Origin of the sequence: Streptomyces albicerus, from assembly GCF_008905045.1 — a bacterium.
In the GTDB taxonomy this organism is placed as follows: Bacteria; Actinomycetota; Actinomycetes; order Streptomycetales; family Streptomycetaceae; genus Streptomyces; species Streptomyces albicerus.
Genome location: NZ_VWMY01000015.1, coordinates 110,815 through 131,882, shown reverse-complemented (window position 1 = coordinate 131,882; position 21,068 = coordinate 110,815). Strand labels below are relative to the sequence as shown.

Genomic DNA, 21,068 nt, shown 5'->3' with positions numbered 1-21,068 from the left:
CCCTAGACCGGGCACTCCACATCCAGGAGGGCCCGGGTCTCCCCAGCGGCAGGGAACGCCTCCCCGGGCGGGAACGGCGTCCGCAGCGTGAACGCGTACGGCGTGGCCCCGTGCGCCCGCAGGTGCAGCAGCCGCTCCTCCGCCTCGGCCACCGTCGGCCGGTGTCCGGCGGGCACCCACCACAGGGTCGCCATCGCCTCCTGGATCCGCTCGAACCACTCGCGGCGCCGGGCGAGGAGCTCGCGATGCTGCCCCTGGTACATGAACGCGGTGAGGGCGTTGGTGTCGCGCCACACGGACATGTTGATGATCAGCCAGTCGTCGCCGAAGACGGCGATGTCCGTCGCGTCGCCGGAGTCGCTCTGCAGGCGCCAGACGAAACCGTCGGCGGCGTCGGCGACCGCGTTCACCGGGTCGAGGGCGTCGACGAAGTCCTTCAACTGAGGGGAATCCAGCGGGGCTTTGAGGCGGGCGATGTTGACCTGGGCGAGTTCGTACGCGGCTGCGGGTCGAGTCATGTACCGAACGTTAGGTCGGTCGGCGGGCGGGCAACACCCCCCGTCTCACGGAGCGGGCACCGCGCCGCGGCACATGCCTCTCACCAGGCCGCCTCACAGAGGGCCCCCGCGCCGCGTGAGCACCTGTGAACCGATGTCTTACGGAGTGGACATCGGACCCTCACCGGCCCGCCCCTAGCCTCGCGGGACATGACGGGGAACCGATTCCACCGACCTGACCAGTCCGTCCGCCTCCCCGGCCGCTTCCCCGGCTGGGGCTCCATTCGAGGCCGTATGGCCGTCGTCCTCGCAGTGCCGACCTGCCTGCTGCTCGCCCTGACCGGGCTCGGCGTCGCCGACCGGGCCGAGGACTGGTCCGCCGCGCGGGAGACCGAGGCCCAGGTCGGCGTCCTGCTGAGGGTGCAGGATCTCGTACGGGAGCTGCAGCGTGAACGCGGCCTGACCAACGGGCTGTTGGGGGGTGCCAAGGAGTACCGGGACGACGTGCAGAAGCAGCGGTTGCGTACGGACGACGCCCAGGAGGAACTGGGTGCGGCGCTCTCGGACGGGAGCGACGATCTGGCCGGGGCCGCGGCCTCGGCCCTCGGCGAGGCCCGGCGCCCTCTCGGCGACCTCACCGTGACCCGGACGCACGTCGACACCGGCACCGCCGATCGCGCCGACACCCTCCGCTTCTACACCAAGGCTGTCACCACCCTGATCGACGCCGAGTCGGCCGGCATGCCCGACGGCGACCGCCCTATCACCGAAGGCGTGCAGGCCCTTCAGGCCCTGGCCCGCGCCACCGAGGCCGTCGCCCTCGAACGCGGCTCCCTGAACGGCGTCTTCGCGGCGGGCCGCTTCCGGTCCGGCGAGTACCTCGACTTCACCGAGATCCGGGCGACCCGCGTGGCCGCGCTGGGCCAGTTCCGCCAACTCGCCACCCCCGCACAGCAGTCGGCGCTCGACGCCGCCTTCGAGACGGCTGCCGCCCGGCGCGCCACCGGCTACGAGCGGCAGGCCGAGCGGGGCGCGGACGGATCGCAGGTCCGGGTCGCCCCGGCCCGCTGGTGGGCCGACATGACGACGCTCGTCGACGACCTGCACGGCGTGCAGCGGACCGTCGGCGACGGCGTACGCACCCATGCGGAGGAGACCGGCAGTGCCGCCACGTGGCAGCTCGGCGGCTTCCTCGGCCTCGGTGCGCTGATCCTCGCCGTGGCCGCCGCGCTCGCCGTCCTATCCGCCCGCTCCATCACCCGCCCCCTGGGCGCGCTCGCCGACGAGGCCGACGCCGTCGCGGGCTCCCGCCTGCCCGGCGCGGTCCGGCGCATCCAGGAGGCAGACCCCGACACCCCCGTCGCCGCGGATCCGGAGAAGCCCCAAGTGCCGGGCAGCGCACGGGAGATCGGCCGCCTCGCCGCCGCCCTGCGCAACGTCGAACGAACCGCCGTCGGCCTCGCCGCGGAACAGGCCGTCCTGCGCCGCAACAGCACCGAGTCCCTCGCCAGTCTGGGCCGCCGCAACCAGGCGCTCCTCGGCCGCCAGCTCGGTCTGATCACCAGGCTGGAGAGCCAGGAGCTCGACCCGGACTCCCTGGCCGAGCTCTTCGAACTCGACCACCTGGCCACGCGGATGCGGCGCAACGCCGAGTCGCTGCTCGTCCTCGCGGGCGAGGAGGCACCGGCCCGCTCCTGGCCCGGCACGGTCACGGTCGCCGAGGTGGTGCAGTCGGCCGTCGCCGAGGTCGAGCAGTACCAGCGCGTCGCCGTGGCGGGCGTCGAGTACTGCCGCATCCGGGGCCACGCCGTCGCCGAGCTCTCCCATCTGCTCGCCGAACTCGTCGAGAACGCCCTGATGTTCAGCCCGCCCACGCAGTCCGTCGAGATCCACGGCTGGCGTGACGCGGGCGAGTACTGCCTGGCCGTCGTCGACCGGGGCATCGGTATGACCGCCGAGCGGCTCGCCCAGTCCAACGCCCTGCTGTCCGGCGGCGGCACGTCCCTGCTCGCCGCCCCCACCCGGTTCCTGGGCCACCATGTGGTGGGCACGCTCGCGGCCCGGCTCGGCGCCCATGTGGAGCTGCGGCCCACCGAGGGCTCGGGCGTCACGGCCTACATCGCGCTGCCCGCCACGCTCGTCCAGCAGCCGGACCCGCCGGCCTCGTCGACCGCATCGGCCCCGTCGACGTCATCGGCCTCGTCGTCCTCCTCAACCACCTTCGCGGGATGAGGACTTGAGCGCCGCCTCCATCACGGCCCGTGCGATCGGCGCCGCGTCCCCGCCCCCGCTGATGTCGCCCCGGTCGGCCGCCGCGTCCTCGACGACGACCGCGACGGCCACCGCCGGCTCCATCGAGTCGTCCGCCTGGGCCCAGGAGATGAACCAGGCGTACGGCGTACCGGAGTTGTGGATGCCGTGCTGGGCGGTGCCGGACTTGCCGCCGACCGTGGCGCCGTGGATGGCGGCGTTCTCGCCGGTGCCCTCCTCCACCACGTCCGTCATCAGCTCGCGCAGCCGGACTGCGGTGGCGGCGTTCATGGCCTGGTGCAGGGTGCGTTGGCCGGTCGTCGACACCGTGTCGCCGTCGTCGGTGGTCGTCCGCTCCACCAAGTGGGGCGTACGCACCGAGCCGTGGTTGGCGACGGCCGCCGCGACCATCGCCATCTGCAGGGGCGTCGCCCGGGTGTTGTACTGGCCGATGGAGGAGAGCGCGAGCTGAGCCTCGTCCACCCGTGTGTCGAAGGTGCTGGGGGAGACCCGGAAGGGGATCTTCAACTGCCGGTCGTTGAAGCCGAATTCGGCCGCCTTGGTCCGCATGCCGGCCAGTCCGACGTCCACGCCCAGCTTGGCGAAGACCGTGTTGCACGACCACTCGAAGGCATAGCGCAGCGAGGCGTTCGCGCACCCCTCGACCTCGTTCGTGAGCCGGGCCGAACTGCCCGGCAGCCGGTACGGGTCCGGGGACTCGGTGGGCTCGTCGACGTCACGCACCACGCCCGCGTCGAGGGCCGCCGCGGCGGTGATCACCTTGAAGGTCGAGCCCGGCGGATACGTCTGCCGTACGGCCCGGTTGAGCATCGGTTTGTCCGCGGCGCCGTTCAGCCGCGCCCACGCGTCCGCCACCGCCGAGTCCGTCCCGGAGAGCTCCTCGGGGTCGTAGGAAGGGGTGGAGACCAGTGCCAGGATCCGGCCCGTGGACGGCTCGACCGCGGCCACCGCGCCCCGCCGGGAGCCGAGCGCGGCGTACGCCGCCTGCTGCGCGGCCGGTTCGAGGGTCGTGACGACGTTGCCGCCGGGGTTGCGGGCCCGTGTGAGGTCGTTCCACAGGGGGAGCGGCGAGAGCATCGGGTCGGTGCCGGCCAGCACGCCGTCCGCGGCGCCCTCCAGCAGGTCCGTCCCGTACACCTGCGAGGCGAAGCCGGTGACGGGCGCGTACAACGGGCCGTTCTTGTACGTCCGTTCGTAGCGGAACTGCTCCCCGGAGTCCTTGGAACCGGTGACGGCCTTGCCCCCGACGAGGATGTTCCCGCGCGGCTGGCCGTAACGGGCGATCGTGTGGCGGCGGTTGGCCGGATTCTCGTCGTACGAGCGGGCCTGGACGATCTGGATTCGGGTGGCGTTCGCGAGGAGCGCCAGCAGGAGCAGGGCGCAGAAGGCGGCGGCGTGGCGGATGTACCGGGTCATGGGGCGGCCGTTCCCGGTCATGGCGCGACCTCCGCGTCGTACGGCTTGCCCTCGTGCTGTGTGTCCTCGGCCTGCGTGTCCTCGTACTGGCCGCGTGCCGAGTCGCTGACGCGGATCAGCAGGGCCACGATGATCCAGTTGGTGACGACCGACGAACCGCCCTGTGCCAGGAAGGGCATCGCCATCCCGGTCAGCGGGATCAGGCCCGTCACGCCGCCCGCGATCACGAAGACCTGGAGCGCCACGATCGAGGCGAGCCCGACCGCGAGCAGCCGGCCGAAGGGGTCGCGCAGGGCGAGTCCCGCCCGGTAGCCGCGCTCGACCAGCAGCCCGTACAGCAGGAAGATCGCGGAGAGTCCGGCCAGGCCGAGTTCCTCGCCCGCCGTGGCCAGGATGAAGTCCGACTTGACGGCGAAGCCGATGAGGACGGAGTGGCCGAGGCCGAGCCCCGTGCCCAGGAAGCCGCCGGCCGCGAACGCGAAGAGCGACTGGGCGAGTTGGTTCGGGCCCTGGCCCGCCTCGATCGACGCGAACGGGTGCAGCCAGTCCTCGACCCTGCTGTGCACATGCGGTTCGAGCCAGCCGACGGCGAGGGCCCCGCACACCGCGAGCAGCAGGCCCACCGCGATCCAGCCGGTGCGGCCCGTGGCGACGTACAGCAGGATCACGAACAGACCGAAGAAGAGCAGCGAGGTACCGAGGTCCCGCTCCAGGACCAGTACGCCGACGCTCAGCAGCCAGATCGCGAGGATCGGGCCGAGGACGCGGCCGGTGGGGAGTTGGAGCTTCCAGACACGACGGCCCGTGTACGCGAGGGCGTTGCGGTTCGCCGCGAGATAGCCGGCGAAGAAGACCGCGAGCAGGACCTTCGCGAACTCGCCCGGCTGGATGGAGAATCCGGCGATCCTGATCCAGATCCGGGCGCCGTTCACCGAGGGGAAGAAGATCGGCAGGACGAGCAGGACGAGCGCGGTCACGACGGACACGTACGCGTAGCGCTGGAGCACCCGGTGGTCGCGCAGGACCACCACGACCGCGATGAACAGGCCCACTCCCAGCGTCGACCAGACGAGCTGCGTGGGGGCCGCCCGGTCGGCGGGCGTCTCCAGGTCGAGCCGGTAGATCAGCACCAGGCCCAGGCCGTTGAGCAGGACGGCGATCGGCAGCAGCAGCGGATCGGCGTACGGGGCCCGCAGACGCACCGCGACATGCGCGAGCAGCGCGAGCACGCCGAGCCCGGCGCCGTAGCCGGCGGCGCCGGGCGGGACGGAGCCGGTCCTGGCGAGTCCGACGTCGCAGTACCCGTACACGGAGAGCAGGACGGCGACGACGATGAGGGTGAACTCGATGCCACGGCGCCGGGGGAGGCGTACAACGGGAGCGGGCGGGTCCGCCTGCGCTGTCGTTCCGGGCGAGAGCATGTCCGGAAAGTAGCAAGTGCGAGGGTGATATCCCGTTATGTCATCCCGTGACGTCATCCCGTGATGTCTCCTCAGCACCACCGAGGGGCGGGGCCGATGTTGTCGATGAAGCGGGCCGTGCCCCAGGCCCAGGTGCCGTCGGCGAGGAGGTACCAGAGGGGGTTGCCCTTGACTTTCTCGCCGGGCGTCTTGCAGAAGATGGAGACGACCTGGCCGTGGTGCGCGAAACCGATGACGGCGCTGCCGCGGGTCGGCCTGTCGCGGAGGTTCAGTCCGCCCGGCGCTGTGACGACTCCCTTGTAGAACTCGTGGTGGTGGCCGTGGTGGTGCCCCCCGTCGTCAGTGGACCCGCTGGCGAGGGCGGGGCCCGCACCTCCGACGACAAGGGCGCCACCGGCGGCGGCTATACCGAGACGGGCAAGAACGGTACGCAGAGACATGGCGGGCTCCTCCAGAAACAGGGGCAGAGCTGACTATTCGCCACATTAGGAGCGCGGTGTGACCCGCGCCCGCCACAGTGGGCCATCGGAGAGGCCGGGCCCCGTAAGGGGCGCGGGGAACTGCGCGACAAGCCACAACGAACCCGCAGCCGACAACGAACCCAGAGCCCCGAGCTCTCATCCGCGCACCTAGCGGAGCGAAAGCGTCGCGACGGCACCGCCGTCCGACGCATTCGCAAAGACAAGTCGCGCCCCCAGCACCTCCGACTGGCCGAGCGCAATAGTCAGCCCGAGCCCATGCCCTTTAGAACCCCCGTCCGTACGGAACCGCTGCGGCCCGTGCTCCACGAGGTACTCCGGAAAGCCGTCGCCGTGGTCCCGCACCGTGATGACAGACCGGTCGACGGTCAACACCACCGGCGCCCGCCCGTGCTTGTGCGCGTTGGCGACGAGATTCGCCAGCACCCGCTCCAGACGGCGCCGGTCGCTCTCCACGACCGCGTCCCGTACGACCCTGACCTCCGTGTCCGTGCCCGACGCCCGCACCACACGCTCGGCCAGCGGCCCGAGCAGCACGGCGTCCAGGTCCAGGCGTTCGCGGCGCGCGTCCAGGCGGGAGATCTCCAGCAGATCCTCGGTGAGCGTGCGCAGGGCGGCCACCCGGTCCCGGACCAGCTCGGTCGGGCGGCCCGGCGGCAGCAGCTCGGCCGCCGCGTGCAGCCCGGTCAGCGGTGTCCGCAGCTCGTGCGCGACGTCCGCGGTGAAGCGCTGCTCGCTCAGCAGTTTGCTCTGCAGCGAGGACGCCATCGTGTCCAGGGCGCCCGCGACCGCGGCCACCTCGTCCTGGGGTCGCGTCGGGTCCTCGGCCCGCGGGTCGTTCACCCGCGCGTCCAGGTCGCCCGCGCTGATCCGCCGCGCCACCTGCGCCGTCCCGTGCAGCCGTCGCGTCACGCGCGTCACCGCGACCGCGCCGACGAGCAGCGTCACGCCGATCGCCAGCGCCGAGGAGCCCAGGATCGCCCGGTCCAGGCCGTCGATCGTACGGGCGCCCTGCGAGTAGTCGAGCCGCACGGCGAGCGCGCGCCCGCCGCTCGCGGGGCCCGCCGCCCACATCGTGGGGTGCGGGTCGTCGTCGCCGACCATCGTGCCGCGGTCCCCGGCCTCGGCGAGCGTACGCAGCTCGGCCGGCAGGCCCGCCAGATCGACCCCCGCGTCCGGCGGCAGCCGGTCGCCCGCCTCGAACGCCTCCGTCACCTCCGCGAGCCGGTCGAGCGCGCGGTCGCGGGCCTCGCCGACGGTCTGGTTGGTCACCGAGACATGCACGAGGGTGCCGAGGAGGGCGGCCAGGCCGCAGCACATCACCGTGATGAAGACGGCGGCCTTCCAGGTGAGGGTGGCGGTCCGGTGGCGAAGACGCCGTATCCGGTTCATCCGGGCGAGCGGCCCGGTCCGGGGCGGGCGGGTCATCGGCCACTCGCCGAGGGACTCGCGGACGGGGTGCGCGTGGGAGCCGAGCCGGTGGGCGGGGTCGTCGCACCCACGCGCAGGATCTCGTCCTTCGCGGCGAGCATGGCCTTCTGGCGGCGGTCCCAGGACCAGACCGTGCGGTACTCGTAGCCCGCCAGCTTCGACGGCTGGCGGATGATCACGTCACGGCCCGCTATCTCGACACTGAGCGTGGCGTCCGTCGTCGCCATGACCTCGATCAGCTTGTGATCGATGAAGGTGTAGGTGCGCACGCCCAGCTGGTTCTCGGGCATCCGCACGCCGAGCACCATGTCGTCCCGGCCGTCGCCGGTGAGATCGCGGTAGTACGCCCGGAGGACCGGGCATTTCCGGCCGGGCTCGCCCTTCTTGCCGCACTCCTTGATCCGCTGGGCCGTCTCCCGGTAACGGGCCTTGTCGTCGGTGTAGAGATCGGGAAACGCGGCGATCTCGGCACGCATGACGTCGACCGGGTCGACCTTGTGGATGTCGTCGCCCGGCGCCGTGACGCCCTTGACCGTCTCCGTGTCCGCCTCGCCGTAGTCGACGGCGGGTGAGGCGGCGGGCGGGACCTCGGGCCACAGCCGGGTCGGGCCCACGGCCGTGGACGTCGGGCCCGCGCCGCGCAGGTCGCCCGGGTCGCCGCAGCCCGCCAGCAGCAGGGCGGCGACGGGCAGCACGAGCGCCGCGCGGGCGAGGCGGTTGTGGATCACGGGGCTCCTGCGGTGTCGTGGGTGCGATGACCGTTCGTGACGGCTGCGACAGACCCGTACACCTTATTCGTACGGAAGTCCTTTTTGTTCACTGGCTGAAATCTGCGGGTGGCCACCGGGCTACTCGGCGAGCTCTTCCAGCAGCCGGGCCGTGTCCAGACCCGTCCGCAGGTACTCCACGAACAGCTCGTTGTGCAGGGCCCACGGGGAGCGGCGGGAGCGGATCAGGCGGATCGCGTCCTCGGGCGCCCGGCCCGCGCGGACCAGGGCGTGCGCGATGACCAGGCCCGAGCGGTTGTAGCCGTGGTAGCAGCGGACCAGGACGCTGCGGCCCTCGTCGAGCGCCTCGCCCGCGGTCCGCGCGAGCCGCATCACGCCCGCCAGCTGGGTGCCGTCCAGCGGCCCGTCCGGGATGGGCCACACATGGTGTTCCACGCCCTCGTCGGGGCCGTGGCCGGGTAGTCGCAGCAGGGTCAGAACCAGGTCGAACTCGTCACGTACGACGGCGAACTCCGGATCTCCCGACCGGCCCGTGTACTCGTGCCCGCCCATCCACAGGCCAGGCACGATCTCGCTCCACGGGCTGTCCGGGGCCGGCACATCGGGTTGCTTACTGCGAGCCCGCAACGGCGCCTCCCGCCTCCCCCTCAACTGCTCACAAAGGTAACCGGCTTCTTGCCCCTGGAGCACCCCGCCTGTTCCCATGGTCGGGGGTGATGGTGCATGAGCGGACTGCGCGTCATACCGACTTGGCGGCACGGTCAGGAGCGGCTGTACGTCTGCCTCACGGACGGCAGGAACGTCGCCTGGTACGACAGAGAGGCGGGCCGGGTCAACCTCCTCAGCGAGGAGCGGCGGGAGGATGTGCTCGACGTGCTCGGGCCGTTTCTGACCGGGGCGGTGACGGTGGGGCCACCACCGGTGCCGACTCCCGCGGAGCTTGCGCGGCTGTCCCTGCATCCGGACGACGACCTGGCGCCGAACCGGCCGGGGGAGGCGCTCCAGATCGCGCTCGACCGCGAGCCGGGCGCTCCGCGTCGGATGCGGCCCGATCCGCGGCGGCGGGCCCTCGCGGCGGAGCTGGCGGTCGGGGAGGCGCTGGACCGGCTGGAGGGAGCGGGGTGGCATGCGCTGCACTCGGTGCCGCTGCCCGGCGGTGACCGTGTGCACCACCTGGTGATCGGGCCCGGGGGTCTGTTCGCCGTGCACACGCTGTACGCCCGTAAGCAGCGCGTTCTCGTCGCCGATCCCACGGTCACGGTGGGCCGGCGCGAACCGCGTCCGCTGCTGCGGCGGGTTCGCGCCGACGCCGATCGTGCCTCGTACGCCCTCACTGCCGAGGTTCATCCCGTGCTGGCCCTGTTCGGGCCCTCGGACGTGTCGGTGACGGCTCCTCTTCGTGAGGTGCGGATTCTCCTGGACACTGACGTGACCGCGCTCGCGCGGTCGGGGGGTGTGCTGAAGCCGGCGGATGTCGAGGCGCTGCATGCGATGGCCCGTGATCGGGGGACTTGGGTGCGGGTCTGAGGTTCCGTGCGGGTGGGTGGGGTTGCTCGCGCCGCTTACGGGGCCGGGCGGAAGTAGTGGTCGAGTGCCCAGTGGCCGATGTGGCGGCCGATGCGGTTGCCGACGATGTCGGCGGTGCGGAAGTGGATGCCGCCCCAGACCCGGGCGTTGATCACGTCGCGGTTGAAGTCGGCCGACCTCGTGTACGTACGGGTGCTGCCCGTCACCGCCGACGAGACGCGGAAGTCGATGTCGCCGCCGGTGAGGCGGTCCAGTACGGCCATGGCGGCCCCGTCGATGGCGCAGTGGCCGCCGATGTACTCCGGGTACGGGGGCGTGTTGAGCAGCGGCTGCCAGGACGTGTCGGGTTCGGTGGCGGGGTTGCCGTCGGTGTCGGCGAGCCGGATCGCGGTGAGCGGGCGCCAGAGGGCGTGGGTGAACTTGGAGTTCCAGGTGGTGATCGTCGCGTCGGCGCTCGCCGTGTTGGCGGCGGCGAACAACCGGGCCGCCTCGACGATGTCCAGCCGGTGCCGTGCGGTGTGGTCGCGGTAGGCGGCCTGGAGCTGCCGCGGCAGGGAGTCGGCGAAGAAGCGCGCGGTCTCGGTCTGCCACGCCGTCCGGCCCGGGCTGTTCTTCGCGCCCACCGCCTTCACCTCGGCGACGTCCCGGGCGTACCTCTTCGAGGTCAGCCCGGGAGGCGGCCCGGGTGTGAACCGGTCCGGCGAGTCGAAGAGCATCGGCCGCAGTTTCGCGAGCCACGGGTCCACGAAGGGCTGGTGACCGGGCGGGACCGGGCGCCAGACACCGGGGGCCGGTTCCCTGTCGTACGTCACCTGGGCGTCGCGCCCGTCGTTCTCGCGCAGCTCGACGATCCGCGCGGCGGCGCGCTCCCCGAAGCGGACGCCCTCGTCCTCGGCCCTGCCGTCGGGGATCTTCGCGAGAGAGGCGGTGTAGGCGGTGTCGATCCGGGCCTTCGAGGCCGGGAAGTACGTGAGCAGAACCCGACGGGCGGCCGCCGCGGCGGCCGCCTCGGACGAGGCGGTGCGGGGGCCGCGTACGTGCCACTTGTACGGGGTGTAGCGGCCCTCGATGCCCACGACCGCGTTGTAGACGGCGGCCGAGACGAAGCCGTACCAGAGGAAAGGCTCGGACGTCGGGCGCCCGGCGTCCACGTTCACCACGGCGACGGCGGTCTCGTTCCAGTCGGTGATCACCTCGGCGCTCGTGGCCCGCGTCGAGGGCCGTGACGAAGCCCGGTCCGGGGCTGCCGCGGACACCCAGGGCAGGGCGCCGAGGGCGAGGGCCGTCACGCCGACGACGAGTGTGCGGCGGGCGGTACGGGAGGGCGGTGCTACTTCCATGGTGCTCCTTTGCGGTGAGGTCCCCCCCCTCGTCTGCCGTGAGGTCCCCCTCGTCCCCCTCGTCCGGTCGGTCGGCCGCGCTCAGGGCAGTGGGCCGGCGTTCCGCGGGTCGAACAGCGGGGCCAGCAGGTCGCCGTAGGCCTGCAGGCGTGGCGCGATGTCCGGGGCCTGGAAGGTCAGCCGGGGGGCGGACCGGCACTCCTCGACCTCCGGCCACGTCACCGGAGCCGACACCGTCGGTTCCGCCCGCGCCCGCAGGGTGTAGGGGGTCGCCGTCGTCTTCCGTGCCGCGTTCTGGCTCCAGTCGACGAAGACCTTGCCCGGCCGCAGGTTGCGCGTCATGCGGTGCACGACAAGCCGCGGCATCGCCTTCTCGGCCTCCACCGCGACCTCCTTGGCGTACTCCGTCGTCCGTGCGGAGGACGTCGGCCGCACCGCCGCCAGCAGATGCAGCCCCTTCGACCCCGACGTCTTGGCGTACGTCTCGATCCCGTCCGCCGCCAGCCGCTCCCGCAGCCACAGCGCGACCTCGCAGCACTCGACGACGGTCGCGGGTGCCCCCGGGTCGAGGTCGAAGACCAGCCGGTCGGCCTCACCCGGCGCACCGATCAGCCACTGGGGCGTGTGGAACTCGGTGACGAGGTTCGCCGCCCACACGAGGCTCGCGAGGTCCTGGATCAGGACCATGCGGGCGGGTCCCTCCGACCGTGGCACCTCGGCCGTGGCGACCCACTCCGGTGTACCCGGCGGCACGTTCTTGGCGAAGAAGACCTGGCCGTCGGGCCCGTCCGGGTAGCGCAGGAACGACAGCGGCCGGTCGCGGAGGTGGGGCAGCAGGACCTCGGCGGTCGTCGCGTAGTAGTGCAGCAGCTCGCCCTTGGTGAAGCCGGTCGCCGGGTGGAGGACCTTCTCCAGATTGCTCAGCGGGAGCCTTCGCCCCTCCACCTCAGTGATCGGCGTCATAGGATGACAATCCCATGAAATGCTAGGAAACTGGCTGAAATAATCCGCAATCGGGTGGAGGGGTGCTGCACGTGCGATCCATATGGAACGGCGCCATCTCCTTCGGCCTGGTCAGCATTCCGATCAAGCTGGTGAACGCCACGGAGAACCACTCGATCTCCTTCCGCCAGATCCACACCGAGGACGGCGGCCGGATCCGCTACCGCAAGGTGTGCGAGCTGGAGGAGCGGGAGGTGTCCGGCTCGGAGATCGGCAAGGGGTACGAGGACGCGGACGGCTCGATCATCCCGATCACGGACGACGACCTGGCCTCCTTGCCCATTCCGACCGCCCGGACGATCGACATCGTGGCCTTCGTGCCGGCCGATCGGATCGACCCGCTCCAGATGGACACGGCGTACTACCTGGCGGCGAACGGGGTGCCGGCGGCCAAGCCGTACACGCTGCTGCGGGAGGCCCTGAAGCGCAGCCAGAAGGTCGCCATCGCGAAGTTCGCGCTGCGGGGGCGGGAGCGGCTGGGCATGCTGCGGGTCGTCGACGACGTCATCGCCATGCACGGGCTGCTCTGGCCGGACGAGATCCGGGCGACCGAGAGTGTCGCGCCGGACGCGAGTGTCACCGTGCGCGACAAGGAACTCGACCTCGCGGATGCCCTCATGGACACCCTCGGCGAGGTCGACCTCGCCGAACTCCATGACGACTATCGCGAGGCTGTGGAGGAACTCATCGCGGCGAAGGCCTCCGGCGAGAAGGTGCCTTCGGCTCCTGCCGCCGAGAGGGGCGGCGGCAAGGTCATCGATCTCATGTCCGCGTTGGAGAGCAGTGTTCGGCAGGCTCGGGTTGCGCGGGGGGAGGGGGCGGCGTCAGCGGGTGAGGCCGAGGCGGAGGCTGAGGTCAAGCCTCTCCGTAAGACTCCGGCCCGCAAGTCCTCCCGGGCCGCTCCCAAGCAGGCCGCGGGTAAGAAGTCGACGTCTGCGGCTGCGAAGAAGACGGCGGCGAAGAAGACGGCTTCGGGCAAGAAGACGGCGGACGGTTCCGCCGCGAAGAAGACGGCCACGAAGAAGGCAGCCGCGACGAAGAAGGCGTCTCCGCGGAAGCGGGCCTCGGCCTGATGCGGGGGGCTGGGGGACTTTCTTTCCCCAACCCCACCCCTTCCCGAAACTGGGGGCTCCGCCCCCAGACCCCCCTCAGGCCGGTACGCAGGCCGCGGGTCGTTGTGGGCTGGTCGCGCAGTTCCCCGCGCCCCTAAAGGGGCGCCTGAGGTCGGTGCGTATGTGCCGGGTTGTCGTGAGTGCACGTCCGGACCTCAGTGTCGTCGCAATGCCAGTACCGCGTTGTGGCCCCCGAATCCGAACGAGTTGCTCAGTACCAGGTCACCCGCTGTGGGCAACGGTCGTGGGGAATCGACCACGAGGTCCAGGGACACCCCGTCGTCGAGCTCGGCGCAGCCGATGGTCGGTGGGATCAGGCCGTGGCGGAGGGTCAGGGCAGAGGCCACCGCCTCCACGCCCCCCGCAGCTCCCTGCAGGTGCCCCAGATGCCCCTTGAGCGCGGTCACAGGAACCCGCTCGCCTCCGAGCACCTCTTCCAGCGCGACCGCCTCGGCGAGGTCGCCGTCGACCGTCGCCGTGGCATGCGCGTTGACGTGGACGACGTCCACGACATACGCGCCGGCGTCCCGCACGGCCCGCCGCACCGCCCGAGTGATCCCACCCCCGCTCGGATCGGGCGCGGCCACATGATGGGCGTCGGCCGACAGCCCCCACCCCGCCGCCTCGCAGTACACCCGAGCCCCCCGCGCCCGAGCGTGCTCCTCGGCCTCGAGGAGCAGAAACCCGGCGCCTTCCCCGTTCACGAACCCGTCCCGATCCCTGGCGAACGGCCGCGACGGCGTCCCGGACGTGACGTCGAGCGTGGACAGGGCCCGCATGGAGGCGAACGCGGCCATGAGCGCCGGCGTCACCACCGCCTCCGCACCTCCGGCGAGCGCAACGTCCACGTGCCCGTACCGTATGCGGTCGATCGCCTGCCCGATGGCCTCCGTACCGGAGGCGCACGCGCTTGTCACCGTCCGCGCCTCCCCGGTGATGTGCAGCCCGAGCGACACCTGGGACGCGGCCTGCGAGGGCACGGTCATCGGTGTGGTGAGCGGCGAGACGAAACGCGGTCCCTTCTCCCGCAGCCGTCGGTCACCCTCGACGAGCACGGGCGCACCCCCGATGATCGTGCCGACCGAGACCCCGACCCGGTCCGGGTCGAGACCGCTCTCCAACGTCCCCGACGGATCGAAGCCGCCGTCCGCCCAGGCTTCCCGCGCCGCGATCAGGGCGAGTTGGGCCGACCGGTTCATCCGTCGCGCCTGCTGCCGGGGCACCAGGTCCGCGAGATCCACCGGTACCAGCGCCCCGGTCCGCACCGGCAGCTCCGCGAACTCCGGCCCGTCCAGCTCACGGATCCCGTGCCGCCCGTCCAACAGCCCCTGCCACAACGCGTCGACACCGACGCCCAGCGGAGTGATGGCCCCCAGCCCGGTGACCACGACCCGCCGCCGCTCACCGACGGCGGGCTCCCGACCCGACGGCTCCCGACCCGACGGCGCCGGCCGCGCGTGATGACGTACGAGATGGCCTCGGGCCGCCCGCTCGGCGGCCCAGGTCATCAACTCCTCGTCCTGAAGCGGCTCTTCGGGGCCCCGTCGGTCCAGATCGCGATGCCAGACGCCCCATCTGCGCGTGTACGACTCCTCGGCGGCCCCGGGGTCGACGGCCCGCAGCGCGGTGACCCGGTCGCCGTCGCGCAGGTCGACCGTGCGGAGGTCGGCCGGGACGGCGTACGGGATCCGCGTCGGGTCCATCCGGCGGCCCCCGACCGTCAACTCGCGGCAGCGATCGAGGAGTTCGTCGTGGTCCGTGCCGCCGAGCGGTGGCCGCAGTGTGACGCGCAGGGTGTCGGGCGTCTCGGGGAGGGTGTGCATGACCACGTACCAGGTGTTCTCCGCGACGGCCTCGGGAGACAGGGCGAGGAGGTCGCCGGGTATGACCTCGGCGGCGGTGACGGTGTGGGGGGTGAGGGCTTGGGGAGTGGAGGTGTGGGGAGTCGGGGGAGCGTCGTCGTGCGGGTGGTGCATCGGGTGCTGCATCCTCTGCTCGGTGGTGGGGGCACATCGTTCGCAAGAAGCGAACTCCAGTGTCACCGAGCCGAGATATGGCCGACGTTCGGACGTGCGAAGCTCAACGCCCTCCGTGCCGCATCTCCCGAGGACTCACCCCGAAGCGCTGCTTGAACGCCGTACTGAGGGCGCTCGCGGACGAGAAGCCCGAGGCATAGGCCAGATCCGTGATCGTCATGTGCTCGCACTCGCCGCACCGGAGCCGGTCACGGACCAGCCGCAGGCGCTCCTCGCGGATCAGCTCGCGCGGAGTGGTGCCCACGCGCTGGAGGGCCAGCTGGATCTGGCGCAGGGACCAGCCGAGGGCCCGTGCCATGGAGGTCCCGGTCAGGCCGGGATCGGCCGCGTGCTCGCGCACATGGCGGCGGACCATCGCCTCCACCTCCGTCAGATGACCGGAGGGGTCCGGCCGGTCGTCGCCGACCGCGAGCATGCACAGCAACTCGACGATGCGGTCGGAGACGGCGTTGAACTGGGGGTCGGTGAGGGCTTCGCGCTCCTCGTGCAGGTCGTTCAGCATGGAGTTGACCACGCGCCCCAGGCCCTTGCTCAGATCAAGGCCGGTGACCAGCGGCGACTTCCGGTGCAGTGGGCCGTCCAGCTCACGGGCCGGGATGGTGAAGATGTATGCCAGCGTGGACGCGTCCTGGAGACACTCGAAGGGCGCCCCGAAGGTCATCAACGTCGCGGTTCCCGGCGTCAGCCGTGCCTCCTGGCCGTCCTGCCGCAGTATGAGCTCCCCGGTCACGGGGAACAGTAAGCGGTAGTCCTCGTCGGGGTCCTGGCGCACCTGACGCGCGGTCCGGCTGTACTCGATCTCGTCCGACCAGAACTTGACCAGCTGATAGGTGTCGGTGAACTGGCGGACCGTCTCACCGCGGAAGTTGTCGGTGCGCGCGTATCTGTAGCCCATCCGGGACTGGACCGACGCGATGTGCTCGCTCCAGAAGTCGGTCCGCTCACGCGGATCCACCTCGTCGGTCGCCTGCGACTCCACGATGTAGGTTCCCGCGGGCAATACGCTTCCTCCGCCCAGAGTTGCCCCGGCCGTCGCCGAAACCCCTGCTCAACCGGCTTTCTGGCAACGGCAGTTACGGCTGGTAAGCGTAGTGCAGACGTTCCGTTTCCGCGCCCCGGAGGGCGGCACATGAGGCGGACCGCACATGGGCATGTGCCGGAAGGTGCGCGGAGCCTCCCGTGCGCCCCGGCGCAATCCGGCGCGCGGGTGGTGCGCCTGGGGGCAACTTCCTTGCGCGCGCGGGAAAGTGCGCGCGCCCGCTCGCCACTACCGTCGAGCGACCCGTTCCCCCCTCTCACCCTCCCCGCCTTTGAGAACTTCGAGGACTTCATGAAGGAACAGATACCGGAGGCGGTGTTCTGGTGCGTGGCCGTCGGCCTGCTCGCCGTCACCGTGCTGCTGGTGCGCCAGCGCGGGATCACCTCGCTGCTGCGCCGGCGCAACGCCGAGCTGGCGGAGGACCTGCGGACCCGGGAGGAGGAGGTACGGCACCTGGTCGCCGTACGCCTCCCGGCACTGGAGGACCACGGACCCCAGCAGCAGCCGGTCCCGGGCCTCGGACTGCTCGACGCCCGCCTGGCGGGCAGCGGCTTCGCGAAGTCCCTCGACCACGTGCTCGAGCGGTTCGCCACCGCCGTCGAGCACGCGCAGTCCCGCGCCGACCAGTCCGCGAAGGCCGCGCTGAAGTCGTCGATGCGTTCCATCCAGGCGCTGGCCAACGAGCAGCAGGTCGCCATCTCCGACATGCAGGACCGGCACGACCGCCCCGACGTGCTGCGCGACCTCCTGGAAATCGACCACGCCAACGCCCAGTTCGGCCGCCGTGCCCAGGCCATCGCCGTACTGTGCGGATCCTGGCCGGGACGCCAGCGCTCCACCTCCGCGCTGATCGAGGTCGTCCGCGGCGCCACCTCCCGCATCCGCGACTACCGGCGCGTCCAGATCCACGGCCAGGCCGACATCGCCGTCGAGAGCCGGGCCGTCGAACCGGTCGTGCTCACCATCGCCGAACTGCTCGACAACGCGGCCCGCCACTCGCAGCCCAACACCAAGGTCGAGGTCAACGTCCAGTCCGTGCACAACGGCGCCTGCGTGATCATCGACGACGCGGGCGTCGGCATGGACGCCCACGCGACGGAGCGTGCCGCCGCCCTGCTGTCGGGACGGCACGCGGTGGACGTCACCCGGCTCGACGACCCGCCCCAGTTCGGCTTCGCCGTCATCGGCGTACTCGCCGCGCGCTACGCGTTCAGCGTCTCCGCCGACACCCGCTCCCCGTACGGCGGTGTCCGTGCCGTCGTGTTCCTGCCGTCCGCCCTGCTCACGCACCGGGACACCGCGGAGGAGCCGCCCGTGACCGCACCGCCTGCCCGAGCGTCCGCCCGTACGCCCGCCGCGTCGCCTCGTACGCCCGAATCCGCCGGTACGCCCGCCGCGTCGGCCCGTACGAGCGAATCCGCCGGTACGTCCGAACCGGCGCCCTCGCCGTCCCCCGCGGCCGAGCCCTCGCCGGGCCGGTCGGCCGGTCTGCCGCTGCCCGCGGAGGCGTCCACCACGGTCGGCGGGCTGCCCAAGCGCCGCCGCAGGGCCCCGGCATCCGCACAGGCGCAGACGCAGGCGGAGCCTGCCGCCGGAGTGCAGGACGCGCCGGCGCCCGTCGAGGAACCCGGTGGCCGCTCGGCCGAGGAGACCGCCCGCCGTATGGGCGCGTTCGCCCGCGGGACCCTCCACGGCCGCGCCGCCCAGGACGCCGAACAGGACATTTCAGGCACCCCCCACGAAGACGAAGGGAACATCCAAGGATGATCGAGCCCACGAACAACGAGTTGGGCTGGATGCTCGATGAGGTCCTGAAGGTCCCTGAGGCGCGGCACGCGATCCTGCTCTCGGCCGACGGCATGCTCCGGGCCCACTCCGCGGACATCGGCAGGGACGACGCCGAACGGCTCGCGGCCGGACTCTCCGGGGTCCAGTCGATCAGCCGCAGCACGGCCGAGTTCTGCGGCAGCCCGCACACGCCGTGGCGGCAGACCCTGATCGAGTTCGCGCACGGCTACGTCTTCCTCGTGGCCGCCGGCGAGGGCGCCTATCTCGCGGTGTCCACCACCGAGCACGTGGACATGGAGGCCGTCACGTACCGCATGCACAAACTCGTCGACCGGCTCGGCAAGGAACTGACCAGCCCGGCGCGTCGGGACGCCAGCCCGGCATGACACCGCCCAGGCGCCCCGGAGGGAAGCTGGTGCGGCCGTACGTCGTCACGGACGGCCGCTCCCACCCGACCCGCAACACCCTGGACCTGGTCACGCTGCTGATCGCCGCCGACGATCTGCCGCTGACCGGACTGAGCCCGGAGAAGCGGGCGTTGATGGAGCTGTGCAGGCCCGGCGCGCTGTCGGTCGCCGAGGTGGCGGGACATCTGGCGCTGCCGGTCAGCGTCACCAAGGTGCTGATCGCCGACCTGATGGACAGCGGCCACATCGTCACCCGCGCCCCCATCCCGTCCGCCCGGCCGTCCGAGACCCGCATCCTCCAGGAGGTGCTCGATGGGCTCCGCGCCCGCCTCTGAAGCCGCCCTCTCCGCGGGCACTCCCTCCGCGGGCAGCCCTTCCGCGGGCATTCCTTCCGCGGGCGCCTCGTCCTCCGGCGCCAGTGACGGCGTCTATCTCGCGAGCGGTGTGCAGACCGCCGTCAAGCTCCTGATCGTGGGGCACTTCGCGGTCGGCAAGACCACCTTCGTCGGCGCGCTGTCCGAGATCCGGCCGCTGCGCACCGAGGAGGTCATGACCCAGGCGGGCGCTCTCGTCGACGACCTCGCGGGCACGAAGGACAAGACGACCACCACGGTCGCCCTCGACTTCGGCCGCCTCACCCTCAACGACTCCCTGGTGCTGTACCTCTTCGGCACCCCGGGGCAGCAGCGCTTCACCGAGCTGTGGCAGGACATGACGCGCGGGGCACTCGGCGCGCTCGTCCTCGCCGACACGCGCCGCCTCGGCCAGTCCTTCGACGTCATGGGCGTACTGGAGGAGCTGGGCCTGCCGTACGCGGTCGCCCTCAACGACTTCGACGACGCCCCCGAGCACGATCTGGGCGAGGTCCGCGAGGCCCTCGACCTGCTCCCCGAAACACCCCTCGTACGCTGCGACGCCCGCGACCGGATCTCCTCCACGCACGCGCTGATCGCCCTCGTCGAGTACCTCCTCACCCGTAACGCCGGCAGCGCCGACAGCAGCGCCGACGACAGCGCCGACGACAGCGCCGGCGACGGTGCCGGCGACAGTGAACTGGAGCACGCGTGACCTCCCCCGAAGCCCCCGTCCCCGCTTCCGTGCCCGCCTCCGCCTCCGCCCCCGAGCCACCTGAGGGCTGCCCCTTCCACCACCCCATGTACGGGCCGGAGTTCGCCGCCGACCCGGCCGCCACTTACGGCAAGCTGCGCGCGCACGGCAACACGGCGCCGGTGGAACTCGCGCCCGGCGTCCGCGCCACCCTCGTCACCGGGTACGAGGCCGCCCTGCACGTCCTGCGCAGCCCGGAGACCTTCTCCAAGGACCCCCGCCGGTGGCGCGACCTGGCCGACGGCACCGTCGCGCCGGACAGCCCGGTCGTGCCGATGATGATGTACCGGCCGAACGCGCTGTTCACCGACGGCGAGGAGCACCGCAGACTGCGCGGCGCCATCACCGACAGCCTGGCGCGCGTCGAGCCCAACACCCTGCGCGGATACGTCGAGCGCAGCGCCGACACCCTCATCGACCTGATGGCGCCGCGCGGCCGGGCCGACCTGCTCGGCGAGTACGCCCAGGTGTTGCCGCTGCTGGTCTTCAACCGTCTCTTCGGCTGCCCGCCCGACCTCGGGGAGCGGCTGGTCGAGGGCATGTCCGGGATCTTCGACGGCGTGGACGCGGAGAAGGCCAACGAGCTGCTCACCGTGACGCTGCTCGACCTGATCGCGCTCAAGCGCGCGCGGCCGGGGCCGGACATGACGTCCTGGCTCATGGCCCACCCGGCCGGTCTGACCGACGAGGAGATGATCCACGAACTGGTCGTCCTGATGGGCGCGGGCACCGAGCCCCAGCAGAACCTGATCGCCAACAGTCTGCGGTTGCTGCTCTCCGACGACCGGTTCGCGGGCAGCCTGGGCGGCGGCAGTCTGCCCGTCGAGGACGCCCTCGACGAGGTTCTGTGGACCGACCCGCCGATGGCCAACTATGCCGTGCACTACCCGAAACGGGACGTCGTGTACGAGGGGACGCTGCTGCGCGAGGGCGATCCGGTCGTCGTCAGTCTTGCCGCGGCGAACACCGATCCGGCGCTGACGAACGACCAACGGGCCGGGAACCGGGCCCACTTGGCGTGGAGCGCGGGGCCGCACAACTGCCCCGCGCAGAGCCCGGCCCGGCTGATCGCCGCGGTCGCGGTCGAGAAGCTGCTCGATCGGCTGCCGGATGTTGAGTTGGCGGTGGCGGTGGATGAACTGGAGTGGCGGCCGGGGCCGTTTCACCGGGCGTTGGCTTCGTTGCCGGTGCGGTTTCCGGTGGCGGGGGTTGCGGTTGCCGCGGAGGCGCGGGAGGGGGAGGCGCGGGAGGGGGTGGCTGTGCGCCGGCCCGTGCCGCCCGTGCCGCCCGCGTCTGCCGGGGCCGAGCAGCCCGGGCAGCCGGTTCCCCCGGCCGTCCGGCCGACGGGTGCGTGGGCGCGGCTGCGGGCCTGGTGGCGCGGGGAGTAGGTGCGGGTTCGTTTTCGTCTGCGGGTTCGTTGTGGCTGGTCGCGCAGTTCCCCGCGCCCCTGGGTGGGTGGGGGTGTCG

Annotated in this window: 19 protein-coding genes; 8 read left to right on the top strand and 11 right to left on the bottom strand. The window is 71.9% G+C overall.

Translation table 11 applies throughout. The features are described 5' to 3' along the window. Nucleotides 1-2 precede the first annotated feature (2 nt). Entirely contained in the window at nt 3-518 is a 516-nt protein-coding gene (locus GAS53_RS15425; RefSeq protein WP_151478149.1) for a DUF3291 domain-containing protein, read from the bottom strand. 189 nt (nt 519-707) lie between these two features. On the opposite strand from GAS53_RS15425, the gene GAS53_RS15420 reads away from it, so the two are divergent. Continuing rightward, the gene (locus GAS53_RS15420) at nt 708-2,729 is read left to right on the top strand and encodes a sensor histidine kinase (RefSeq protein ID WP_151478148.1); all 2,022 of its coding nucleotides are present in this window, start codon (nt 708-710) and stop codon (nt 2,727-2,729) included. Here the strand turns inward: GAS53_RS15420 and GAS53_RS15415 are convergent. The 6 genes from GAS53_RS15415 to GAS53_RS15390 all read right to left on the bottom strand — a co-directional run bounded on the left by GAS53_RS15415 (nt 2,709) and on the right by GAS53_RS15390 (nt 8,870). Continuing rightward, on the bottom strand, nt 2,709-4,184 hold the full coding sequence (locus GAS53_RS15415) for a penicillin-binding transpeptidase domain-containing protein (protein ID WP_151478201.1): 1,476 nt from the start codon (nt 4,182-4,184) through the stop codon (nt 2,709-2,711). The genes GAS53_RS15420 and GAS53_RS15415 overlap by 21 nt on opposite strands. A gap of 17 nt (nt 4,185-4,201) precedes the next feature. Beyond that, nucleotides 4,202-5,605 carry an FtsW/RodA/SpoVE family cell cycle protein gene (locus GAS53_RS15410; protein WP_151478147.1) on the bottom strand — a complete coding sequence of 468 codons (1,404 nt, stop codon included), beginning with the start codon at nt 5,603-5,605 and terminating at the stop codon, nt 4,202-4,204. 71 nt (nt 5,606-5,676) lie between these two features. Beyond that, nucleotides 5,677-6,045, bottom strand: coding sequence for an SH3 domain-containing protein (locus GAS53_RS15405; RefSeq protein WP_151478146.1), 369 nt, complete (start codon nt 6,043-6,045; stop codon nt 5,677-5,679). A 189-nt stretch (nt 6,046-6,234) separates the two neighbouring features. Beyond that, nucleotides 6,235-7,476, bottom strand: coding sequence for an ATP-binding protein (locus tag GAS53_RS15400; RefSeq protein ID WP_151478200.1), 1,242 nt, complete (start codon nt 7,474-7,476; stop codon nt 6,235-6,237). 32 nt (nt 7,477-7,508) lie between these two features. After that, on the bottom strand, nt 7,509-8,243 hold the full coding sequence (locus tag GAS53_RS15395; RefSeq protein WP_225858929.1) for a hypothetical protein: 735 nt from the start codon (nt 8,241-8,243) through the stop codon (nt 7,509-7,511). A gap of 120 nt (nt 8,244-8,363) precedes the next feature. Continuing rightward, complete coding sequence (locus GAS53_RS15390) at nt 8,364-8,870, bottom strand: protein-tyrosine phosphatase family protein (RefSeq protein ID WP_151478145.1); 507 nt, start codon at nt 8,868-8,870, stop codon at nt 8,364-8,366. 96 nt (nt 8,871-8,966) lie between these two features. Between GAS53_RS15390 and GAS53_RS15385 the strand changes: the two genes are divergently transcribed. Continuing rightward, entirely contained in the window at nt 8,967-9,770 is an 804-nt protein-coding gene (locus GAS53_RS15385) for a nuclease-related domain-containing protein (RefSeq protein ID WP_151478144.1), read from the top strand. Between the two features lie 35 nt (nt 9,771-9,805). Here the strand turns inward: GAS53_RS15385 and GAS53_RS15380 are convergent, their stop codons facing one another. Together GAS53_RS15380 and ligD are read right to left on the bottom strand one after the other, a co-directional pair. Then, complete coding sequence (locus GAS53_RS15380) at nt 9,806-11,110, bottom strand: vanadium-dependent haloperoxidase (protein WP_151478143.1); 1,305 nt, start codon at nt 11,108-11,110, stop codon at nt 9,806-9,808. Between the two features lie 81 nt (nt 11,111-11,191). Next, nucleotides 11,192-12,073 (bottom strand): non-homologous end-joining DNA ligase, encoded by an 882-nt coding sequence (ligD, locus tag GAS53_RS15375; RefSeq protein WP_151478142.1) that lies wholly within the window; start codon nt 12,071-12,073, stop codon nt 11,192-11,194. Between the two features lie 71 nt (nt 12,074-12,144). Here ligD and ku point away from each other — a divergent pair, with 71 nt between their 5' ends. Next, the gene (ku, locus tag GAS53_RS15370) at nt 12,145-13,185 is read left to right on the top strand and encodes a non-homologous end joining protein Ku (protein WP_450164321.1); all 1,041 of its coding nucleotides are present in this window, start codon (nt 12,145-12,147) and stop codon (nt 13,183-13,185) included. Between the two features lie 194 nt (nt 13,186-13,379). Here the strand turns inward: ku and GAS53_RS15365 are convergent, their stop codons facing one another. Both GAS53_RS15365 and GAS53_RS15360 read right to left on the bottom strand, forming a co-directional pair. Next, nucleotides 13,380-15,212: a beta-ketoacyl-[acyl-carrier-protein] synthase family protein gene (locus tag GAS53_RS15365; protein WP_225858928.1), complete on the bottom strand. Its 1,833-nt coding sequence runs from the start codon at nt 15,210-15,212 to the stop codon at nt 13,380-13,382. Between the two features lie 91 nt (nt 15,213-15,303). Further along, on the bottom strand, nt 15,304-16,260 hold the full coding sequence (locus GAS53_RS15360; RefSeq protein WP_151478140.1) for a helix-turn-helix domain-containing protein: 957 nt from the start codon (nt 16,258-16,260) through the stop codon (nt 15,304-15,306). Nucleotides 16,261-16,590: 330 nt separating this feature from the next. Here GAS53_RS15360 and GAS53_RS15355 point away from each other — a divergent pair, with 330 nt between their 5' ends. The 5 genes from GAS53_RS15355 to GAS53_RS15335 all read left to right on the top strand — a co-directional run bounded on the left by GAS53_RS15355 (nt 16,591) and on the right by GAS53_RS15335 (nt 20,989). Beyond that, nucleotides 16,591-18,066 carry an ATP-binding protein gene (locus GAS53_RS15355; protein WP_151478139.1) on the top strand — a complete coding sequence of 492 codons (1,476 nt, stop codon included), beginning with the start codon at nt 16,591-16,593 and terminating at the stop codon, nt 18,064-18,066. Continuing rightward, nucleotides 18,063-18,473 carry a roadblock/LC7 domain-containing protein gene (locus GAS53_RS15350; protein ID WP_151478138.1) on the top strand — a complete coding sequence of 137 codons (411 nt, stop codon included), beginning with the start codon at nt 18,063-18,065 and terminating at the stop codon, nt 18,471-18,473. The genes GAS53_RS15355 and GAS53_RS15350 overlap by 4 nt, the downstream gene beginning before the upstream one ends. Beyond that, a complete protein-coding gene (locus GAS53_RS15345; RefSeq protein ID WP_151478137.1) occupies nt 18,470-18,829 on the top strand; it encodes a DUF742 domain-containing protein in 360 nt (119 codons plus the stop codon). Before GAS53_RS15350 ends, GAS53_RS15345 begins: the two co-directional genes overlap by 4 nt. Continuing rightward, nucleotides 18,807-19,562, top strand: coding sequence for a GTP-binding protein (locus GAS53_RS15340; RefSeq protein WP_151478136.1), 756 nt, complete (start codon nt 18,807-18,809; stop codon nt 19,560-19,562). Before GAS53_RS15345 ends, GAS53_RS15340 begins: the two co-directional genes overlap by 23 nt. An 86-nt stretch (nt 19,563-19,648) precedes the next feature. Beyond that, complete coding sequence (locus GAS53_RS15335; protein WP_151478197.1) at nt 19,649-20,989, top strand: cytochrome P450; 1,341 nt, start codon at nt 19,649-19,651, stop codon at nt 20,987-20,989. The last annotated feature ends 79 nt before the right edge of the window (nt 20,990-21,068 follow it).

Bases quoted from the DNA above. Each gene is read 5' to 3' on its own strand.
- GAS53_RS15350 (WP_151478138.1), top strand. From the start codon at position 18,063: ATGATCGAGCCCACGAACAACGAGTTGGGCTGGATGCTCGATGAGGTC.
- ligD (WP_151478142.1), bottom strand. From the start codon at position 12,073: ATGACGCCGATCACTGAGGTGGAGGGGCGAAGGCTCCCGCTGAGCAAT.
- GAS53_RS15385 (WP_151478144.1), top strand. From the start codon at position 8,967: ATGAGCGGACTGCGCGTCATACCGACTTGGCGGCACGGTCAGGAGCGG.
- GAS53_RS15400 (WP_151478200.1), bottom strand. From the start codon at position 7,476: ATGAACCGGATACGGCGTCTTCGCCACCGGACCGCCACCCTCACCTGG.
- GAS53_RS15340 (WP_151478136.1), top strand. From the start codon at position 18,807: ATGGGCTCCGCGCCCGCCTCTGAAGCCGCCCTCTCCGCGGGCACTCCC.
- GAS53_RS15365 (WP_225858928.1), bottom strand. From the start codon at position 15,212: ATGCAGCACCCGATGCACCACCCGCACGACGACGCTCCCCCGACTCCC.
- GAS53_RS15405 (WP_151478146.1), bottom strand. From the start codon at position 6,045: ATGTCTCTGCGTACCGTTCTTGCCCGTCTCGGTATAGCCGCCGCCGGT.
- GAS53_RS15335 (WP_151478197.1), top strand. From the start codon at position 19,649: ATGTACGGGCCGGAGTTCGCCGCCGACCCGGCCGCCACTTACGGCAAG.
- GAS53_RS15380 (WP_151478143.1), bottom strand. From the start codon at position 11,110: ATGGAAGTAGCACCGCCCTCCCGTACCGCCCGCCGCACACTCGTCGTC.
- GAS53_RS15355 (WP_151478139.1), top strand. From the start codon at position 16,591: ATGAAGGAACAGATACCGGAGGCGGTGTTCTGGTGCGTGGCCGTCGGC.
- GAS53_RS15415 (WP_151478201.1), bottom strand. From the start codon at position 4,184: ATGACCCGGTACATCCGCCACGCCGCCGCCTTCTGCGCCCTGCTCCTG.
- GAS53_RS15345 (WP_151478137.1), top strand. From the start codon at position 18,470: ATGACACCGCCCAGGCGCCCCGGAGGGAAGCTGGTGCGGCCGTACGTC.
- GAS53_RS15425 (WP_151478149.1), bottom strand. From the start codon at position 518: ATGACTCGACCCGCAGCCGCGTACGAACTCGCCCAGGTCAACATCGCC.
- GAS53_RS15410 (WP_151478147.1), bottom strand. From the start codon at position 5,605: ATGCTCTCGCCCGGAACGACAGCGCAGGCGGACCCGCCCGCTCCCGTT.
- GAS53_RS15420 (WP_151478148.1), top strand. From the start codon at position 708: ATGACGGGGAACCGATTCCACCGACCTGACCAGTCCGTCCGCCTCCCC.